This is a genomic window from Hyphomonas sp. CACIAM 19H1, assembly GCF_003325995.1.
Classification (GTDB): domain Bacteria; phylum Pseudomonadota; class Alphaproteobacteria; order Caulobacterales; family Hyphomonadaceae; genus Hyphomonas; species Hyphomonas polymorpha.
The window spans coordinates 3,840,756-3,856,819 of record NZ_CP016437.1 but is presented as its reverse complement, the minus strand read 5'-3'; the positions used below and the strand labels follow the sequence as shown (position 1 = coordinate 3,856,819).

23 protein-coding genes are annotated in these 16,064 nt (G+C 63.0%); 7 read left to right on the top strand and 16 right to left on the bottom strand.

Annotated features, from left to right (window positions below; genetic code table 11):
• Positions 1–6: 6 nt before the first annotated feature.
• Complete coding sequence (secB, locus tag BBF93_RS18210; protein ID WP_035597329.1) at positions 7–504, bottom strand: protein-export chaperone SecB; 498 nt, start codon at positions 502–504, stop codon at positions 7–9.
• Between the two features lie 136 nt (positions 505–640).
• Between secB and BBF93_RS18205 the strand changes: the two genes are divergently transcribed.
• The 4 genes from BBF93_RS18205 (at position 641) to BBF93_RS18195 (ending at position 3,743) form a co-directional block, all read left to right on the top strand.
• Complete coding sequence (locus BBF93_RS18205; protein WP_035597326.1) at positions 641–1,255, top strand: Tim44/TimA family putative adaptor protein; 615 nt, start codon at positions 641–643, stop codon at positions 1,253–1,255.
• A 99-nt stretch (positions 1,256–1,354) separates the two neighbouring features.
• Positions 1,355–1,912: a hypothetical protein gene (locus BBF93_RS19640; protein WP_162786629.1), complete on the top strand. Its 558-nt coding sequence runs from the start codon at positions 1,355–1,357 to the stop codon at positions 1,910–1,912.
• Between the two features lie 72 nt (positions 1,913–1,984).
• On the top strand, positions 1,985–3,205 hold the full coding sequence (locus tag BBF93_RS18200) for a murein transglycosylase A (protein WP_114106809.1): 1,221 nt from the start codon (positions 1,985–1,987) through the stop codon (positions 3,203–3,205).
• A gap of 4 nt (positions 3,206–3,209) precedes the next feature.
• A complete protein-coding gene (locus BBF93_RS18195) occupies positions 3,210–3,743 on the top strand; it encodes a Smr/MutS family protein (RefSeq protein WP_162786628.1) in 534 nt (177 codons plus the stop codon).
• 52 nt (positions 3,744–3,795) lie between these two features.
• On the opposite strand, the gene BBF93_RS18190 is transcribed toward BBF93_RS18195, so the two are convergent.
• Together BBF93_RS18190 and BBF93_RS18185 are read right to left on the bottom strand one after the other, a co-directional pair.
• Complete coding sequence (locus BBF93_RS18190; protein ID WP_114106807.1) at positions 3,796–4,467, bottom strand: DUF1013 domain-containing protein; 672 nt, start codon at positions 4,465–4,467, stop codon at positions 3,796–3,798.
• A gap of 140 nt (positions 4,468–4,607) precedes the next feature.
• The gene (locus tag BBF93_RS18185) at positions 4,608–5,582 is read right to left on the bottom strand and encodes an NAD(P)H-quinone oxidoreductase (protein WP_114106806.1); all 975 of its coding nucleotides are present in this window, start codon (positions 5,580–5,582) and stop codon (positions 4,608–4,610) included.
• 93 nt (positions 5,583–5,675) lie between these two features.
• On the opposite strand from BBF93_RS18185, the gene BBF93_RS18180 reads away from it, so the two are divergent.
• Both BBF93_RS18180 and BBF93_RS18175 read left to right on the top strand, forming a co-directional pair.
• Complete coding sequence (locus tag BBF93_RS18180; protein WP_035597314.1) at positions 5,676–5,861, top strand: DUF1192 domain-containing protein; 186 nt, start codon at positions 5,676–5,678, stop codon at positions 5,859–5,861.
• Positions 5,862–5,927: 66 nt separating this feature from the next.
• Entirely contained in the window at positions 5,928–6,470 is a 543-nt protein-coding gene (locus BBF93_RS18175; protein ID WP_114106805.1) for a DUF1465 family protein, read from the top strand.
• Between the two features lie 31 nt (positions 6,471–6,501).
• Here the strand turns inward: BBF93_RS18175 and BBF93_RS18170 are convergent, their stop codons facing one another.
• Positions 6,502–7,110, bottom strand: coding sequence for a TetR/AcrR family transcriptional regulator (locus BBF93_RS18170; RefSeq protein ID WP_035597307.1), 609 nt, complete (start codon positions 7,108–7,110; stop codon positions 6,502–6,504).
• Between the two features lie 151 nt (positions 7,111–7,261).
• Here BBF93_RS18170 and BBF93_RS18165 point away from each other — a divergent pair, with 151 nt between their 5' ends.
• Positions 7,262–7,885: a carbonic anhydrase gene (locus BBF93_RS18165; RefSeq protein ID WP_114106804.1), complete on the top strand. Its 624-nt coding sequence runs from the start codon at positions 7,262–7,264 to the stop codon at positions 7,883–7,885.
• 76 nt (positions 7,886–7,961) lie between these two features.
• On the opposite strand, the gene ppa is transcribed toward BBF93_RS18165, so the two are convergent.
• From ppa to BBF93_RS18105, 12 genes are all read right to left on the bottom strand, one after another.
• Positions 7,962–8,498 (bottom strand): inorganic diphosphatase, encoded by a 537-nt coding sequence (ppa, locus tag BBF93_RS18160; protein WP_035597301.1) that lies wholly within the window; start codon positions 8,496–8,498, stop codon positions 7,962–7,964.
• 134 nt (positions 8,499–8,632) lie between these two features.
• Positions 8,633–9,052: an arsenate reductase (glutaredoxin) gene (arsC, locus tag BBF93_RS18155; protein ID WP_114106803.1), complete on the bottom strand. Its 420-nt coding sequence runs from the start codon at positions 9,050–9,052 to the stop codon at positions 8,633–8,635.
• A complete protein-coding gene (gene arsB / locus BBF93_RS18150; protein ID WP_035597296.1) occupies positions 9,049–10,080 on the bottom strand; it encodes an ACR3 family arsenite efflux transporter in 1,032 nt (343 codons plus the stop codon). Before arsB ends, arsC begins: the two co-directional genes overlap by 4 nt.
• A 6-nt stretch (positions 10,081–10,086) precedes the next feature.
• Positions 10,087–10,584 carry an ArsI/CadI family heavy metal resistance metalloenzyme gene (locus BBF93_RS18145; protein WP_035597293.1) on the bottom strand — a complete coding sequence of 166 codons (498 nt, stop codon included), beginning with the start codon at positions 10,582–10,584 and terminating at the stop codon, positions 10,087–10,089.
• A 24-nt stretch (positions 10,585–10,608) separates the two neighbouring features.
• The gene (locus BBF93_RS18140) at positions 10,609–10,962 is read right to left on the bottom strand and encodes a helix-turn-helix transcriptional regulator (protein WP_035597290.1); all 354 of its coding nucleotides are present in this window, start codon (positions 10,960–10,962) and stop codon (positions 10,609–10,611) included.
• 44 nt (positions 10,963–11,006) lie between these two features.
• Positions 11,007–11,618, bottom strand: a complete 612-nt coding sequence (locus tag BBF93_RS18135) for a 2OG-Fe(II) oxygenase family protein (protein WP_035597288.1) — start codon at positions 11,616–11,618, stop codon at positions 11,007–11,009.
• A gap of 30 nt (positions 11,619–11,648) precedes the next feature.
• Positions 11,649–12,119 (bottom strand): SRPBCC family protein, encoded by a 471-nt coding sequence (locus tag BBF93_RS18130; protein ID WP_035597285.1) that lies wholly within the window; start codon positions 12,117–12,119, stop codon positions 11,649–11,651.
• Entirely contained in the window at positions 12,116–12,799 is a 684-nt protein-coding gene (locus BBF93_RS18125; RefSeq protein ID WP_114106802.1) for a glutathione S-transferase family protein, read from the bottom strand. The genes BBF93_RS18130 and BBF93_RS18125 overlap by 4 nt, the downstream gene beginning before the upstream one ends.
• Entirely contained in the window at positions 12,796–13,299 is a 504-nt protein-coding gene (locus BBF93_RS18120; protein ID WP_114106801.1) for a VOC family protein, read from the bottom strand. The genes BBF93_RS18125 and BBF93_RS18120 overlap by 4 nt, the downstream gene beginning before the upstream one ends.
• A gap of 33 nt (positions 13,300–13,332) precedes the next feature.
• Complete coding sequence (locus BBF93_RS18115; protein ID WP_114107147.1) at positions 13,333–13,953, bottom strand: TetR/AcrR family transcriptional regulator; 621 nt, start codon at positions 13,951–13,953, stop codon at positions 13,333–13,335.
• Between the two features lie 356 nt (positions 13,954–14,309).
• Positions 14,310–14,993 carry an inositol monophosphatase family protein gene (locus BBF93_RS18110; RefSeq protein ID WP_114106800.1) on the bottom strand — a complete coding sequence of 228 codons (684 nt, stop codon included), beginning with the start codon at positions 14,991–14,993 and terminating at the stop codon, positions 14,310–14,312.
• Between the two features lie 173 nt (positions 14,994–15,166).
• Positions 15,167–16,063, bottom strand: coding sequence for a class I SAM-dependent methyltransferase (locus BBF93_RS18105; protein ID WP_199288423.1), 897 nt, complete (start codon positions 16,061–16,063; stop codon positions 15,167–15,169).
• Between the last annotated feature and the right edge of the window lies 1 nt (position 16,064).

Genomic DNA, 16,064 nt, shown 5'->3' with positions numbered 1-16,064 from the left:
GGGCGATCAGTTCGCGCCGCCATTCCCATTCTGCCGCTCGGCGGCGCGCCGGTATTGCGCCTGATACAGCGCAACAAAATCGACCGGATCGATCAGCAGGGGCGGGAAGCCGCCCTCACGGGTGATCTCGGCGATGATCCGGCGGGCAAACGGGAACAGCAGGCGGGGGCATTCGATGAGCAGCATCGGCTCAACCTGGTTTTCCGGAACGCTCTGCAGTTGAAACAGGCCCGCATAGTCGAGTTCGGAGATGAACAGGACGGTGTCGCCGGCCGTCGCTTTGGCCGAAAGTTTCAGGGAAACCTCGAACAGGCCGTTGCCGTCGGCATGCGGCGTGGCGCCCACATCGATCCCCAGATCGATATTCGGCTGGGTTTGAACCGGAGCATGGCCCGGATTCTCGAAAGAGAGATCCTTCACATACTGGCCGAGCACGCGAAGGCTCGGCGGATTGGCGGGCTGCTGACCGGGGGTGGGGTTTCCGGGGGCGCTCGTATCTGTCATTATCCACCTCTGAAGTTAGGGCCTCGCGCCTAGCATGCAGCCCCGTCAGGTGCAACGCATGGGCTGGCAACAGGACGGTACTGGCACTATGTGTGCCTGAGAGCCTGTAAACGCACTGAAGGATTTCGCCGCTAAAATGTCCAACCCGCTGATTGAAGTCCTTATCCTTGCGGCTGTCGCCCTGTTCGTTCTGTGGCGCCTGTACTCCGCGCTCGGCAGGGGCGGGGATGAAGGCCCGATGCAGCGTCCTGCGCCAACGCCGGAAAAGCGCGCCCCGCAGGGAGAGGCGCCGGTTCCCATGCAGCGCCGCGTGGACAATGAGCGTCCGATCTTCACCGGCCCGGCCGCCGCTGGCCTGGAAGACATCTATAATGCCGACCGGTCTTTCCGCGCTGAAGAGTTCATGCGCGGCGCCAAGGCCGCCTATCAGATGATTGTCGCGGCCTATGCCAAAGGCGATCGCAATGCCCTGCGCCCGCTGCTGGATGATGATGTCTATGAAGCCTGGGACGCGGCAATTGCAGAGCGGGATGCCAATGGCGCCCGCCCGTTCGAATTGCTGCGCATCAAGAAGGCCGAGATTGAGCGCGCTGAACTCGACGGCAGCATGGCCCGGGTGATGGTGCGCTATGAAGCAGAACTGGGCGATGGCGAGACCACGCGTATTGCCAAGGAAATCTGGACCTTCATGCGCAATGTGTCCTCCAGCGACCCGAACTGGTTGTTGGACGATGTGGATGTTGCCGCCTGACCGACTTTTCCCTCCCGCATCATCAAAATGGATGAAGAACCAAAGTTTGTTCACTGATATCCAAAGCGGTCACTAACGCTTTGGATATTGGAGCAATTCATGGTCGTTCTTTCGAGGTTGGTTCTGCCTGTCCTATCTTTAACTGTGTTTCTGGTCTTTTCAGGCTTGGAGGCCAATGCGCAGGGCTCAATCACAGCGAAAAGTGGGGGGTTTTTCACGAAACTTGATGCCTGTGTTAATACCCGGCAGGCAGCCGACGACAATGTCGCTCTTGAAAGAGCTAAAATCGGCGCTGCCGGAAATATTAGAATTACCCGTTACGATGCGTGCAGCTGTAAAGCGACCCCAGCTCCAAACGGATCTCCCACGCCGTTTTTTGAGTGTACTGTAAACGCGCGTTACGAGCCGGTTTCCAAATATCCCGGTGGAATTGTGACGGGAATAGGGACGGCTATCGGGCGCGAGGGGGGTACTCAGACCGATGCGTGTGAGAACGCAAAGGAACAAGCAAAAGGGGAAATCAGACTTCACAGCGTGCGGTATAATTATGGCAAACTGAACGCGCAAATTACAAAATACGAACCCTGCCAGTGTGAGAACTCGCCGGGAGGATCCACAATAGTCTGTTCGGTCGAGGCGTTTTATAAGGTAGACTGACATTCGCTGCCTCGACCGTTTCGTGTAATTGGAATCTTTCTAACCACGCTCTAACGGGACAAAAGGGGTTCCATGTTACGTTTGATTGTAGGGGCCATCGCTGCCTTTTTTCTGGCTGCCTGTCAGTCAACGCAGCCGCCAGCACCGCCGCCCGGCCAGCAGGTACCCGGCCTGTTTACGCCCCCGCCGGCCTCCAGCCCGGCAAGCTACCGCGATCTGCCCGGCTGGCAGGGCGCTCCGCTGGCCGCCTCGCTCGAGGCGTTCCGGCGCACCTGTGACCGGTTCTCGCGCCGCGCCTGGGACGCGCCGCTTTCGCGCAACGCCGCCTGGGCCGGAACAGCAGAAGACTGGGGCCCCGCCTGCGCCTCGCTTTCCACCCCGCTGGATGACGCGGCCGCCCGGCGAGTGTTTGAATCCCTCTTCGTCCCGGTCGAGATCATCGACCCGGAAGGCAAGCCGCGCTTCACCGGCTATTTCGAGCCGATGTATGAAGCCCGCCGCTCGCCCGAGCCCGGTTTCACCGAACCTGTGCTCGCTCTGCCGTCTGATTTTGTCGCCAATGGGGACAGCCCGCTCCAGCGCCTGCCCAATGGCACCACCCGGCCTTATCCTCCGCGCGCGGAGATCACTTCAAACGTCTCTGCGCCGGTTATCGCCTGGGCCCATCCCTCGGATGTGTTCTTCCTGCAGGTGCAGGGCTCAGGCCGCCTCGTCTTTCCGGATGGCCATACGATGCGCGCCGCTTATGCCGCGCATAATGGCCAGCCTTTCAAATCTGTTGCCAACTGGCTGATCGAAACCGGCCGCATCACGCGGGGGGAGGGGTCGATGCAGGGCATCCGCGCCTGGATGGACCGTGCGTCCCCGGATGAAGTGCGCCAGGCCATGAACATCAATCCGCGTTTTGTCTTCTTCCAGTCATTGCCTGAAGGGGACGCCGCGCTGGGCCCCAACGGCGCGCACAATGTGCCGCTCACCCCGCTCGGTTCGATGGCGGTGGATCCGTCCTTTCATGCGCTGGGCGTGCCGATGTTTGTGCAGACCACCGCGCCCGGCCTCGGCGGGGCCTGGTCCGGCCTGCTGATCGCGCAGGATACCGGCGGCGCCATCAAGGGCCCCGTGCGCGGCGACATCTATTTCGGCACCGGCTTTGACGCAGGCCAGCGCGCAGGCACGATGAATGCGCCCGGCCGCCTCTGGGTGCTTCTGCCACGCAAGGTGGCCGAGCGGCTCTATCACACTCTGGGTGCCCGTCCCGTCGCGGCGCTCGAAACTGCGCCGGGCATGGGGTAAGCCGGTGAAAGGCCGCCGGCTCAGCGAAGAAGAGGCCCGCGCCTGGGCGAAAGTTGCCTCAACAGTGAAACGCATCGGCCCGCGCGAAGCGTCGCTGCCGGAGTTTCAGGCTGCGCTGGAAGCAGGTGAAGCCGAGCTGCGCGAAGAGAAAAAACCCGCGCGTAAAACGCCCCTGCGCGCTGTATCGCCAGAGCCCCCAGCCCCCAAAGTGCCGGTCCCGCCGGCAGACCGCGGCCGCGAAAAGCGGGTGCGGCGCGGCAAGCTAGACATCGCCGCCACCTTCGATCTGCACGGCCATACCCAGATCAGCGCGGCCCGCGCGCTGCCGGGCTTCCTTATTGCTCAGCAGGCAGATGGCGCGCGCTGCGTGCTCGTCATCACCGGCAAGGGGCGGGAAGGGCAGGGCGTGCTGCGCCGCAATTTCCTGCTCTGGCTGGAAAGCCCGGAGGCGCGCGCGCTCGTCTCCGGCTATGCCGAATCCCATCCCAAGCATGGCGGCAGCGGCGCCTTCTATGTATTCCTGAGGCGGACGGAATAAAAAAGCCGGGCCCCGAAAAGCCCGGCTCTTGAAACTGTCTGCTACCAGAGGATCAATCGAAGTCGCGGAACACGTCTGCGGCCGACACGTCCTTCTTGCGGATATCCTCTTCCTCGGCCTCGTAGGCGTCAGCGGTATCCTTGGCCGGGGTGAGGCCGGGGCCTTCGCCGCGTGCGGCGCGTTCGGCGTCCATCTTGCGGCGGCGGTCAGACGCCTTGGAGATCACCTCGTCCAGTTCGATCTGGCTGCAGAGGCCCAGTGTCACCGGGTCAACCGGGCGGATATTCTGGGCGTTCCAGTGAGACTTGTCGCGCACATTGTTGATCGTCGTCTTGGTGGTGCCGATCAGCTTGATGATCTGCGCGTCGGTCACTTCCGGGTGGTTGCGGATGAACCAGGCCACGGCATCGGGCTTGTCCTGGCGGCGGATCACCGGTGTGTAGCGGCTGCCCTTGCGCTTGGGCTGGGGAATGTGGGCAATCTTCGACTTGGCCACCTGCAGATCATAGTCCGGGTTTTCCTCGCCCTTGGCGATCTCTTCGCGCGACAGCATACCCCCGGCAATCGGGTCAACGCCGCGCATGTTCTCGGCCACATCGCCATCAGCAATGCCTTTGACCTCAAGATGGTGCAGGCCGCAGAATTTCGCGATCTGCGCGAAGGTCAGCGTCGTGTTGTCGAGGAGCCAGACGGCGGTGGCGCGGGGCATCAGGACATCGGCCATGGAAGTCTCCTGTAATCTTTCCAAATCTGGGGCCTGAAATGCAACCGCCCGGCACGCGAGTGCCGGGCGGGATGAGGTTTCAGGCAAACTGTCAACCTTGAACGGGTTTATACGGCAAATGCGCCCCCTTGGGAAGCAGTCTATACCTTCAGCAGGATTTTCCCCGAATGTCCGCCCTTGTCCATATGGGCGAGGGCCACTTCTGCCTCGGCCAGGGAGTAGACCGTATCCAGCACCGGGCGGATCTTCCCGCTGGCCACATGCGGCCAGAAATCCTTCTCCACAGCCGCGCGGATGCGGGATTTTTCCGGCACCGGCCGCGCCCGCAGGGTGGTGGCCATAAGGGAGAGCCGCTTCATCAGCACGAGCCCGAAATTCACCGTCGCCGTCATGCCGTTCTGATAGGCAATGTTGATGATCCGCCCATCGGCCTTGGCCGCGCCGATATTCTTCTGGATGTAATCCCCGCCCACCATGTCGAGGGTCACATCTGCGCCGCCCGCTTCCTTCACCACCTGCTCAAAATCCTGCGTGCGGTAATTGATGGCAATGTCGGCGCCCAGATCCCGGGCCAGCGCGCATTTGTCCTCTGATCCGGCCGTCCCGAAAATTTTCGAGGCGCCGTAAACCTTCGCCATCTGGATCGCCATCACGCCGATGCCGCTGGTGGCGCCGTGGCAGAGGAAGGTTTCGCCGGGTTTGAGGCCCGCCCGGTCAAACACATTGGCCCATGCCGTCATCATCGCTTCCGGGAAACAGGCCGCCGTCACAAGGTCGATGCTTTCCGGCACCGGCAGCACAGAGCCCTCATCCACCACCACATGGCTGGCATAGCCCCCGCCCGCCAGCAGCGCGCACACCCGGTCTCCCGTCTTGAAGCGCGACGCGCCCGGCCCGGCCGCCGCAACGACCCCGGAAACCTCCAGCCCCAGAATGTCCGACGCGCCCGGCGGGGGCGGATAGCGGCCTGCCCGCTGAGCAAGGTCCGCGCGGTTGAGGCCGGCAGCGGCCACCTCGATCAGGATTTCGCCGGGGCCGGGCACGGGCCGGGGCCGTTCAATCAGCGTCAGTGGCGCGCCGGGTTCGCCATGGGCGGCGGTCATGATTGCGGTCATCGGGGTAACTCCTTGCGCAGGTTTTAAGGCTCTCGGAGTCGCTTCTAGCCCGGCTTTCTGCTTTGATGAAACCAGTGAGACGGAGGCATCCCCATGGCACTCAATGATGAAGAGCCCGTCCTGGTGCGCAAGGCGCAGGCGCTCGATCAGATGTCGATCGATGAACTGGAAACGCGCATCGGTCAGCTGAAAGCTGAAATTCTGGCCTGCGAAGCCGAGATTGAAAAAAAGAAAGCGCAGAAACGCGCCGCAGATGCCCTGTTTGGTGGTAACAGTTAAGCGGGCCGAAACGGCTTGCGGGTTAAACCTGCAGAGATATGCCGCGAGAATGCGTGGAGAGATGTGATGGCAGAGCGCGATTTGGTTCCCCCGCAGTCGCTGGAGCCGTTCACGGGCGGCAAGCTTTTCGACACCGTGTTCACGCGCGGCATGGCCCTGGTTGAGGAAACGGCCGCCTATCTCGATGGCCCTGGCCGCGAGCAATCCAAAAACCTGCCGAGGGAAGCCAGCCTCACTTATTCGGCCTGGAGCATGGAGCTGACCACGCGTCTGATGCAGGCAGCCTCCTGGCTGGTGATGCAGAAGGCCGTGCGCGACGGCGATATGCGCCGCGAAGATGCCAGCGCCCGGAAATATCGTATCCGCCGGGACGAGCCCGCCCTTGATCCGGCAATGCAGGAGGGCAGGGGCCTGCCGCCCCGCTTCCTCGAACTCGTCGGCCGCGCCGAAGCCCTGTTCGAACAGATTTGCCGCCTGGATGAAGCGCTCTACCAGCCCGGCCGCGGGGCCCCATCGGCCAACCCGGTGTCCCAGCAGATCGCCGCGCTTCAGAAAGCCGCCGATACCGGCGCGTTTGACCCGCTGATGATCTGGCGCCGCGCCAAGTAAGCCGCGGCTTTAGCCCGATCCGTTCAGCCTGTCAGAACTGCGCGTAAGTCCGCAGGAAAGCGGTCGCCTGTTCGGCGCAGAAACCTTCCTTCACCGGCGCGCGCGAGATGGTCAGGCGGTGGAAGATCGGCCCGAGCAGCTGCTCGAGCACATCATCCAGCTCGAAATCCCGGCGGATCACGCGTTTGGCCGCCAGTTCCGCCAGAAGCATGCGCAGCGGCTGGCGAATGTCGCGGCCAACCCAGGCGCGCCAGACTTCACCGGCATCCTTGTCATCGGCCGCCGCCAGCAGCGCCACCCGCAGAACGGCATGGCCATGGCCGGTGCGCGCGGCCGCTTCCAGCGGGATGATCAGCGCGGTGATGCGCTCCTGCGGGTCGCGCCCGCCATCCGGGGCGTCGGGGATCAGCGCCAGGGCGGCGTCCACGCACATCGCGCCAATCGACGGCCACCAGCGATAGATCGTCTGTTTCGAGGCGCTCGCCCGCTTGGCGACCGAATCGACACTGAAACCGCGCCAGCCATTTTCCGCCATCTCATCGCGCGCGGCTTCCAGAATGGCCGCTTTCGACACTTCACTGCGCGTTGGTCCCTTGCGCGAACGCGAGGGCGTGCTCGGGGTCTCGGTCGGCGTGCTCATGTCGGTTTCTCCATCGCGGTCTGCCTTGATAAACCGGATTCGGCTCTCAGGCGAGACTGACCGTTCCGTGTTAACGAGGAATCGTTTCAAATTTGCTTGCGCCGCAGCAATTTTTGGGCGATCCGCGCCTCCGACAGCTTGGAGAACTGGGATGAAAACCGTTGATGACATGATCACCGGCTACCGGCGCTTCCGCTCCGGTGCCTATGCCGAGCAGGTAGAACTCTATCAGCAGCTGAGCCAGGGTCAGGACCCGGACATCATGCTGATCGGCTGCGCCGATAGCCGCGCAGAGCCTTCGGATATTTTCAACGCTGCCCCCGGACAGATGTTCGTGGTGCGCAACGTGGCCAATCTGGTGCCGCCCTATCAGCCCAATGGCGGGCTGCACGGGGTTTCGGCGGCGCTCGAATTTGCCGTCAACATTCTCAAAGTGAAGATCATCGTGGTGATGGGCCATGGAGGCTGCGGCGGCGTCACAGCCTCCCTCACCAAGAATGACAGCCCGTTGATCGGTGAGTTTGTGGCCCCTTGGGTGAAGCTGCTGGATGAGGCACGTGAACGCGTGCTGGCCACCCAGCCGGTAAACCCGCAATTTGCCCTCGAGCTGGAAGGCATTGAAACCTCCATCGAGAACCTGATGACCTTCCCATTTGTCCGTGAAAAGGTCGAAGCCGGAACGCTGGAAATCCACGGCGCCTGGTTTGCCATCCGGCACGGCGAACTGCATTGGCGCAACCCGCGCTCGAAGCGCTTCGAGATCGTCGCGCCGTAACCCCGCCAGGCGGTAAAAACAAAACGGCCCGGAAGGATGATCCCTCCGGGCCGTTTTCGTTTCGGAAGGCGAAGCCTTACTTGGAGTTTGCCTGCTCGCGGGCCACGGCTTCGCGGATCAGCTCGCGCGCCTTTTCGATGCCCTGCCAGCCATCGATGCGGGTCCACTTGCCTTTTTCGAGGTCTTTGTAGTGCTCGAAGAAGTGCTGGATCTTGTCGCAGAGGGTCTGCGGCAGGTCGTGATAGGTTGAGATCTTGTCGTAATAGCCCGTCAGTTTCGGGTGCGGAACGGCGAGGATCTTCTCGTCCTGGCCCTTGTCATCGGTCATCATCAGCACGCCCACGGGGCGCGCGCGCAGGACAGAACCGGGCACCAGCGGGCGGTTGCCCACCACCATCACGTCCACCGGATCGCCGTCGAGGCTCAGCGTGTGGGGCACGAAGCCGTAATTACAGGGATAGCGCATCTCGGTGTAGAGGAAGCGGTCGACGAACATCGCGCCGGAGGCCTTGTCGATCTCGTATTTGATCGCGTCGCCGCCAAGGGGCACTTCGATCAGAACGTTGATGTCGTCAGGCGGATTTTGGCCGGCGGATATTTTGGAAAGGTCCATAGCGCGTCGCGTCCTTCGCTGTGGGAGGGCAGGAAAGTTCGGCGCTCCGATGAACTGCAGAAGGCTTCAGGTCAAGGCCCGGATCGTTAAACTGCCCATTCGGGGTAGGCGAGAGACCCCCTACAGGGGCAGTTTCAGCCCATCCTGCGCCCTTCGGCGTCGAGGATCATCTCGCCGTCTTCCTTGTAGATGGGGCCGGGCGGCATCGTTTCCAGCAGGTCCAGAACCAGCTCGCTCGGGCGGCAGAGGCGCACGCCCTTCGGGCTGCACACGATGGGCCGGTTGACGAGGACAGGATGCTTCAGCATTGCCGCCAGGATTGTCTCGTCGCTGACGCCGGGCTCCAGCAGGCCGAGCTCCTTTGCCGGAGACTTTGTTTCGCGCAATGCGGCGCGCGGCGTGAGGCTCGCCGCGGCGAAAAGACCGAGCAGCTGAGCCCGGCTCCAGCCTTCTGCCAGATATTCGATCACCACGGGGGTCTCGCCGCTCGCCTCGATGATGGCGAGCACATTGCGCGAGGTGCCGCAGTCAGGATTGTGATGGATGACGATCATGCCGTTTCCTCCTCCTTGAAGGCGCTGCGGGTGCGGTTGGCGAAGGCGACAAGCGTCAGCATCACCGGTACTTCAACCAGCACCCCGACCACCGTTGCCAGGGCCGCGCCGGAGTTGAGCCCAAACAGGCTGATCGCGACGGCCACAGCCAGCTCGAAAAAGTTCGACGTGCCGATCAGCGCGCAGGGCGCGGCCACTTTGTGCGGCACTTTCCAGGCCCAGGCCGCCGCATAGGCGAGGGCGAAGATGCCGTAGGACTGGATGAGGATCGGCACGGCGATCAGCACAATGACAAGGGGTGAGGCGAGAATGGTCCCGCTCTGAAATCCGAACAGAAGCACCACCGTCGCCAGAAGGCCGATCACGGAGAGCGGCTTTATCCTTTGCGTGAACCCGTCCACGGCGCCCGTCCCGCCCCGCTTCATCAGCCAGCTGCGCATGATCACTCCGGCAATCAGCGGGATCACGACATAGAGCAATACTGACAGGATCAGCGTCTCCCAGGGCACAAATATATCCGTCACGCCGAGCAGCAGCGCAACAATCGGCGCAAAGGCAAACACCATCACGGCATCATTCACGCTCACCTGCACCAGCGTATAGTTCGGGTCGCCTCTCGTCAGTTGAGACCAGACAAACACCATCGCCGTACACGGCGCAGCGCCCAGCAGGATCAGCCCCGCGATATAGCCTTCGGCATCCTCCGGCGGGATCAGCCCGGCAAATACATGCCGGAAGAACACAACCCCCAGAAGCGCCATGCTGAACGGCTTGATCAGCCAGTTGACCGTCAGGGTAATGATCAGGCCCTTTGGCCTCTCGCCCACGCGCCGCATGGCGGAGAAATCCACCCCGATCATCATTGGCCAGACCATCGCCCAGATCAGCACGGCAACGGCGAAATTCACATTGGCATATTCCAGCGCCGCCAACGCCTGAAAGGCGCCCGGCACAAGCAGGCCAAGACCGATCCCTGCAAGGATGCAGAGACCGACCCAGACCGAAAGGTATTTTTCAAACGCCCCCATTGATCCTTACCCGCAACAACCGGCAGGGGTGGTTTCGGCCTTCGGGGCCGGGGCCGGGCAGCAGGCCGTCGCCGGAATCGCCATGCCAGTCGGCGTTGCGGCCAGGCGCCCGCCTTCAATCTCTGGCCCGCCGCCATACACGGCGCTTTCGCCAACGGTGTGGAACACTTCCCAGGGCACGCCCGCCGGATCATTCACCCAGCTCTTTTCGGACTGCGCATAGCAGCACACCGTCGCGCCCTCTTCCAGCACCGGCGCATCGGCCGCTTTCAGCCGGGCATACACCTCGGTCAGCTCCTCGCCCGTTTCCGCCTGGATGCCGAGATGCTCCACGCCCGGCGATGCGCCCCGCGCGCTGATCGCGAGGTTCACCCGCGGATCCTCCAGCATCCATTTGGCATAATCTTCCTTCAGCACCGTAGGCTGGGCGGCAAACAGCGTCGAATAGAACGCCACTGAGCGTGGCAGATCTTCCACCGCAATGTGAACATGCAGGCGTTTCATGGGATGTCCTTTCTTCCCGGAAAGTCAGCAGCAGCGCGACTGCGCCGCCTCAAGCACAGGCGTGCAAATCTCGCTGCGCCCCTGGCAGCAATCTTCCATCAGGAACACAATCAGTCCGCTGATGGCCTCATATTGAGCTTTGTAGATGATCGACCGGCCCTGCCGCGTGCCTTCGATCAGGCCGGCATTGGACAGCAGCGTCAACTGCGCCGAAAGCGTATTGGGCGGCACGCCGAGGGCGGCGGCTATCTCCCCGGCGGGCAGGCCGTCAGGCCCCGCCTTGATCAGCAGGCGGAACAGCGCCAGCCGGTTTTCCTGAGCCAGGGCGGAAAGCTGCGCCAATGCAGCCGATTGCGAGAGGGTGGTTTTCGATTCCATATTTCCAATATCGTGGAAATATGGAAAAGGTCAAGCAGCGATTTTCATCCCCGCCGCTTCAGCCCGTAATTGAAGCTGACGGAGATGCGCGCCTCGTCTGTCCGGCTCGGCATCACCTCATGGCGCAGCCAGCTTTCCCACAACAGGCAATGGCCTTCGCGCGGCTGCACATAAACAAACCGCCGCGCCTCTTCCGGCGCATCCTCGCGCAGCTGCGGCGCCGCCATCATCATCGCCAGCCGCGGGTCTTCATACTTGATCCGGCCTGCGCCTTCGGGCACCGCCACATAATAGGTGCCCGAGATCACACTCCCGGGATGTATGTGCCCGGAATGATGCCCGCCTTCGCCCAGGATATTCACCCAGATCGCGTCGAGCGTCAGGGAAAGCCCGTCCATGTCCCAGGAGTGATCGCGCGCAAATTTCGCCGCCGCCTTGTCCAGATGTTTCTTCAGCTCGGCAAATTCGGGAAAGCGCTCGGGCAGGTCGTCAAGCGAGGCATAGGACGTATACCCATCATACCCCTCCGCCTCGCACCAGGCATTCCCCGCCGCGTCTTCCTCTTCCAGCAGCCAGGCGCACCGCTCCAGCCCCTCGCGCAGGGCCGCACTGCCAATCTTCAATTCCTCGATCCGGGTGGCAAACAGAACGCGCATGGGCAGGGGCCTCCAAAGCTTCCCGCGCCCTTACAATCCCTTGGCGAGGGCTTCAAGCTGATCGGCCGCCATCCGCCAGCCCTCATGAAAGCCCATGACCTCATGTTCCTTCATCGCTTCCTCGCTCCAGTGCAGCGCGCGCCAGATGTAATGCGTGCGGCCCTCGCCGGCGTCTGCAAACAGCGTTTCGCAGGTCAGGAACGGCCGCTCGGAAGGCACCCATCCCGGAAGGAATGCATCGGTCGTCACGATCCGTTTCATCGGCGTCACGTCCAGGAATACGCCGAGATTCTCAAACCGCTCCCCCTCCGGGCCGTTCATCACGCTATAGCTTTCCCCGCCGGGCCGCAGGTCCATCCGCGCATCGGTCACATACCAGGGCTTGGGACAGAACCATTTCTCCAGCAGGGCAGGCTCGGTCCAGCAACGCCACACCTTTTCCAAGGGCGCGTCCATCACCCGCTCATGGGTCAGAACGAATTTCGGTTCGTGAGAAGTCATGCGGTGTCGCTTTCCTTGAGAGGTTGGGCCTGTTGAGCCTGGGATTGGGTGAAAAGGGCGCGCTGCGCGTCAAAGGCACGGATAAAGGCGGGCCGGCTTTCTCCGCGCGCCACATAGGCGGCAATCGCCGGCCAGGCCTCAAGCAGGCCCGTACCATTCAGCCGGCGCAGCACACTGATCATCATCAGGTCGCCCGCGCTGAACGCCCCCTCCAGCCAGTCAGCCTCGCCGAGGTGCCGGGAAAGATTACCCAGCCGGTCATGGATGCGCGCTTCCAGAAGGGCCCGCCGCTCGTCATGCCAGGGCTTCTCCTTCTCCAGCACGCCTGCAAGGCTGTAATCAAACACCGGCGGCTCCACCGTGTTGAGCGCGGCAAACACCCAGGCCATCGCCCGTGCCCGCGCGGCTTCTTCCGCAGGCAGAAGGGCAGGGCAGTGCCCGGCAATGTGAAGAACGATGGCGCCCGATTCAAAAAGGGTCAGCCCCTCTTCCTCATAGGCCGGTATCTGCCCGAAAGGCTGGCGCGCCTTGTGCGCCGCTCCTTTCATCTCGGCAAAGGAAACAGAGCGCACCTCATAAGCCCGCCCCGCTTCTTCCAGCGCCCAGCGTACCGGCATGTCCCGCGCAAGGCCCCGGCCGCGGTCGGGCGAGTTTGCAAAGACGGTGATCGTGGGGGTCATGAGCGGCTGAGTCGCTCTGGGCGCGCGGCGGCTTCCAGCGCGGCAATATCAATCTTCGTCATCCCCAGCATCGCGGTCATCGCGCGCTCGGCGGTGCCTGGATCATCTGACCAGACAAGCTCCTCCAGGCGCCGGGGCGATACCTGCCAGGAAAGCCCGAACCGGTCCTTGCACCAACCGCACTGGCTGGCGCTTCCGCCCCCCGCAATCAGCGCGGCCCAATAGTAATCCACCTCTTCCTGCGTTTCGCATTCGATCAACAGGGAGAAGGCTTCCGTCTGCGGAAACATCGGCCCGCCATTGATCGCGGCAAACTTCTGTCCCCGGATGGTAAACTCCACCACCATGACCGCGCCCTTGGGCACCCCTGGATTGTGGGGATTGTCCGCCGGCGCGCGCCGGACAGCCTCAATCCGGCTATCGGGGAAAAGGCCGGTGTAAAATTCGGCGGCCTCCAGCGCATCATTGTCGAACCAGAGATTGGGAACGAGGGTCAGCATGGGCGCTTCCTTTTTGCGGAGAAGGGGGCGGGTTTAAGCCGCCGGTTCGAAAAGCTGGCAGATGTACCGGCGCAGGTGATCCAGGCTCTCCCGCGCGGGGCCGGCGTCCCCGCTCGCCTTGGCCAGGATGAAGGCGCCCTGCGTCACTGCCACAATGTGCTGTGCCAGGCTCTGCGCGCTCCAGCCGCCCGCCGCGCCCCCGGAAAGTCCGTGTGCGGCCATCGCCGCTTCAATATCGGGCACCAGCCTCTCGCCATGCCGGCGCATGCTGTCCCAGGTGGCCGCCGCCACAGGCGGGCTGGTCGCCCAGGCTTCCTGCGCCATTGTGCCCACGAAGCAGGTAAACTCGGCAATCTCCCCGCTCATCATCTCGCGGCGAAAGTCGATATAGCCGAGCAGGCGGGCGAGCGGATCAGCAGGCTGATGATAAGGCGCGGTCTCAAAGAAGGCCTCGGTCACCGCGCTCCAATGCTCTGCGGCCGCGGCGGCCAGCTCCTCCTTGCTCTTGAAATGATGAAAGAACGCGCCCTTGGAAACCCCGGCCGCCGCGCAGATCTCGTCCACACTCGTCGCGGAAAGCCCCTGCCGCCGCACCAGCCCGAATGCAGCCTCCATCAGATTGTCCCGCGTCTGCGGATTTGCCTTCCGGGCCATCGGTGGGTGCTCCTTGAAGGAATACATACCAACTAGTCGGTATTCCTGTCAAGCAAGCGCCTCTCGGCACCTGCGCGCCCCTATCCGAAGACGCCCCCGCGAAGGCAGGGACCTGGACTTGAACCCGGCCAATCGGGAATTGGACGGCAAAGCCGGTTCGCAACGCGTAGGGCGGATAGAGCAAAGCGAAATCCGCCATCGCCAAATACAGCGCCCGTGCGCGCCGGATTTCGGCTTCCCAGCCTCTATCCGACCTACGAGTCGCGAAGTGACCCGATACTCAGGAAGGCGGGAAGGAAATAGCGTCAGATCAGATCAGGCCAGCGCGCATCAACGCTGTAGCGACCCGGCGCAACCTATCTGATCGCGACGGTCATGCCGGCTTCGCGGCAGATGATTTCGGCAGCGGCAACATCCCAAAGGCCGCAACCATGCTCGATATATCCGCTCAACCTACCCAGAGCAGCAGAGGCGAGTGAAAAGACGGCGCAGCGATAGCGCACGACGGCAAACCCTTTCGCTCGAAAGAGCTGGGCTCTTGAATCGGTATCGGAGCCCGCCTCAAAATCGTTTTCTCCCAGGGCGATGAGTTTTGGGGCCCTCAAGGGGCGGCGTTGGGCAACGGGCTGCCCGTTCACACGCAGCCCGCCTTTGGCTTCTGCCGAAAGCAGGAGTCCGAGTTCCGGCAGGGCAATCGCGCCCAGCACAGAGCGGCCATTTTGTAGATACCCGGCTGAAATGCCCCATATGGGCAGGCCCAACACATAGTTCGTGGTCCCATCAATCGGGTCAATTGCCCAGCCCGTTGCGGTCTCGTCCAGGGCGCCGCCTTTTTCCTCGCCGAGAATACGGGCGCCCTTGAAGGCCGCTGTAATTTCCCCGCGAAGCAGATCTTCGACTTCGATGTCCGCGTTGGTGACAAACTGACCCCTGGATTTTTCATCGACGATCAGCGTGTCGCGCATTGCCGAGTGCGCCATTGCCAAGTCTGCGGCCCGCCGCATGATGGTTTCAATCTGGCCAGGCGTGGGCAGGTCCATGTCCGGAGCATGGCGCCGAGGCGGGGCAGGGTAAAGCGCCCGTTTGAAGCCCCGTTGGAGTTTTTGCCCCGTTCCTTGGAGTTTCCGTTGGAGTTTTTCCGGCGCGCTTGTCCCCAAAGAAAAAGCCCGCCGCGGAGGGGTCCGGGCGGGCTTTGTCAGGGAAGGGCGGGGCCCTATTCCGGCTTGCGGAACTTCAGGGTCATCCGGTCGCTTTCGCCGATGGCCTTGTATTTCTCCGGGTCAAAGCCCTCGATGGTCACCCCCTCGCGGCCAGAGGTGGCGCTGTTGGGCGGCAGGGTCCACACGCCGAAGGGGTGGTCGGCGGTGTCGGCCGGGTTGGCGTTGATTTCGCTCGCTTCCACGAATTCAAAACCGGCGGCGGTGGCCAGGCCCTTCACGAAGTCCTCGTGAACATAGCCGCTGGAGGCGGTCGGGTCCTGCATCGCGGTCGAGGGCAGGCGGTGTTCCACCACGCCCAGGGTGCCGCCCGGCTTCAGCGCGGCATAGGCGTCGGTGAAGAATTTCTCGGTATAGCCGCCGGCCATCCAGTTATGAATGTTGCGGAAGGTCAGCACGGCGTCGGCCGTGCCCGCCTCGGTCAGCGGGCCGGAGGTGGCAGAAAACGCTGAATATTCAATGGTTCCAAAGCGCGGATCGGCATAGGCGGCCTGGAATTCGGCCAGGCGCTCCTCCATCCGGGCGCGCCGCTCGGCGTCTTCCACGGAGGCGGTGTCAAAGCCGGCGGCCACCAGCGTGCCGCCGCCCGAAGCCAGCCAGGGCGCCAGGATATTGGTATACCAGCCACCGCCCGGCCAGATCTCAACCACCTTGTCCCCTGCCTCGACGCCGAAGAATTCCAGCGTCTCCACCGGGTGGCGCCACTGGTCGCGCGCCTTTTCCTCGGGCGAGCGCAGGTCGGAATTGACGATGTCGGCCAGGCTGGCCGCCGGCGCAGCCTCCGTTGTTGCGGTTTCGGCGGCGCCATCTGCGGGCGTTTCGGCCGGCGGGGCTGCCTGGTTGCAGGCGGCCAGCATCGCCGCCGAAGCGGCCATCAGCATCAGTTTTTTCATA

Excerpts from the sequence above, each read along its gene's own strand:
- BBF93_RS18200 (WP_114106809.1), top strand. The coding sequence starts at position 1,985 with ATGTTACGTTTGATTGTAGGGGCCATCGCTGCCTTTTTTCTGGCTGCC.
- BBF93_RS18165 (WP_114106804.1), top strand. The coding sequence starts at position 7,262 with ATGAAAACCGTTGATGACATGATCACCGGCTACCGGCGCTTCCGCTCC.
- arsB (WP_035597296.1), bottom strand. The coding sequence starts at position 10,080 with ATGGGGGCGTTTGAAAAATACCTTTCGGTCTGGGTCGGTCTCTGCATC.
- BBF93_RS18190 (WP_114106807.1), bottom strand. The coding sequence starts at position 4,467 with ATGGCCGATGTCCTGATGCCCCGCGCCACCGCCGTCTGGCTCCTCGAC.
- BBF93_RS18185 (WP_114106806.1), bottom strand. The coding sequence starts at position 5,582 with ATGACCGCAATCATGACCGCCGCCCATGGCGAACCCGGCGCGCCACTG.
- BBF93_RS18120 (WP_114106801.1), bottom strand. The coding sequence starts at position 13,299 with ATGCTGACCCTCGTTCCCAATCTCTGGTTCGACAATGATGCGCTGGAG.
- BBF93_RS18115 (WP_114107147.1), bottom strand. The coding sequence starts at position 13,953 with ATGGCCCGGAAGGCAAATCCGCAGACGCGGGACAATCTGATGGAGGCT.
- BBF93_RS18135 (WP_035597288.1), bottom strand. The coding sequence starts at position 11,618 with ATGCGCGTTCTGTTTGCCACCCGGATCGAGGAATTGAAGATTGGCAGT.
- BBF93_RS18205 (WP_035597326.1), top strand. The coding sequence starts at position 641 with ATGTCCAACCCGCTGATTGAAGTCCTTATCCTTGCGGCTGTCGCCCTG.
- ppa (WP_035597301.1), bottom strand. The coding sequence starts at position 8,498 with ATGGACCTTTCCAAAATATCCGCCGGCCAAAATCCGCCTGACGACATC.
- BBF93_RS18170 (WP_035597307.1), bottom strand. The coding sequence starts at position 7,110 with ATGAGCACGCCGACCGAGACCCCGAGCACGCCCTCGCGTTCGCGCAAG.
- secB (WP_035597329.1), bottom strand. The coding sequence starts at position 504 with ATGACAGATACGAGCGCCCCCGGAAACCCCACCCCCGGTCAGCAGCCC.
- BBF93_RS18130 (WP_035597285.1), bottom strand. The coding sequence starts at position 12,119 with ATGACTTCTCACGAACCGAAATTCGTTCTGACCCATGAGCGGGTGATG.
- arsC (WP_114106803.1), bottom strand. The coding sequence starts at position 9,052 with ATGATCGTCATCCATCACAATCCTGACTGCGGCACCTCGCGCAATGTG.
- BBF93_RS18105 (WP_199288423.1), bottom strand. The coding sequence starts at position 16,063 with ATGAAAAAACTGATGCTGATGGCCGCTTCGGCGGCGATGCTGGCCGCC.
- BBF93_RS19640 (WP_162786629.1), top strand. The coding sequence starts at position 1,355 with ATGGTCGTTCTTTCGAGGTTGGTTCTGCCTGTCCTATCTTTAACTGTG.
- BBF93_RS18175 (WP_114106805.1), top strand. The coding sequence starts at position 5,928 with ATGGCAGAGCGCGATTTGGTTCCCCCGCAGTCGCTGGAGCCGTTCACG.
- BBF93_RS18110 (WP_114106800.1), bottom strand. The coding sequence starts at position 14,993 with ATGGACCTGCCCACGCCTGGCCAGATTGAAACCATCATGCGGCGGGCC.
- BBF93_RS18125 (WP_114106802.1), bottom strand. The coding sequence starts at position 12,799 with ATGACCCCCACGATCACCGTCTTTGCAAACTCGCCCGACCGCGGCCGG.
- BBF93_RS18145 (WP_035597293.1), bottom strand. The coding sequence starts at position 10,584 with ATGAAACGCCTGCATGTTCACATTGCGGTGGAAGATCTGCCACGCTCA.
- BBF93_RS18140 (WP_035597290.1), bottom strand. The coding sequence starts at position 10,962 with ATGGAATCGAAAACCACCCTCTCGCAATCGGCTGCATTGGCGCAGCTT.
- BBF93_RS18180 (WP_035597314.1), top strand. The coding sequence starts at position 5,676 with ATGGCACTCAATGATGAAGAGCCCGTCCTGGTGCGCAAGGCGCAGGCG.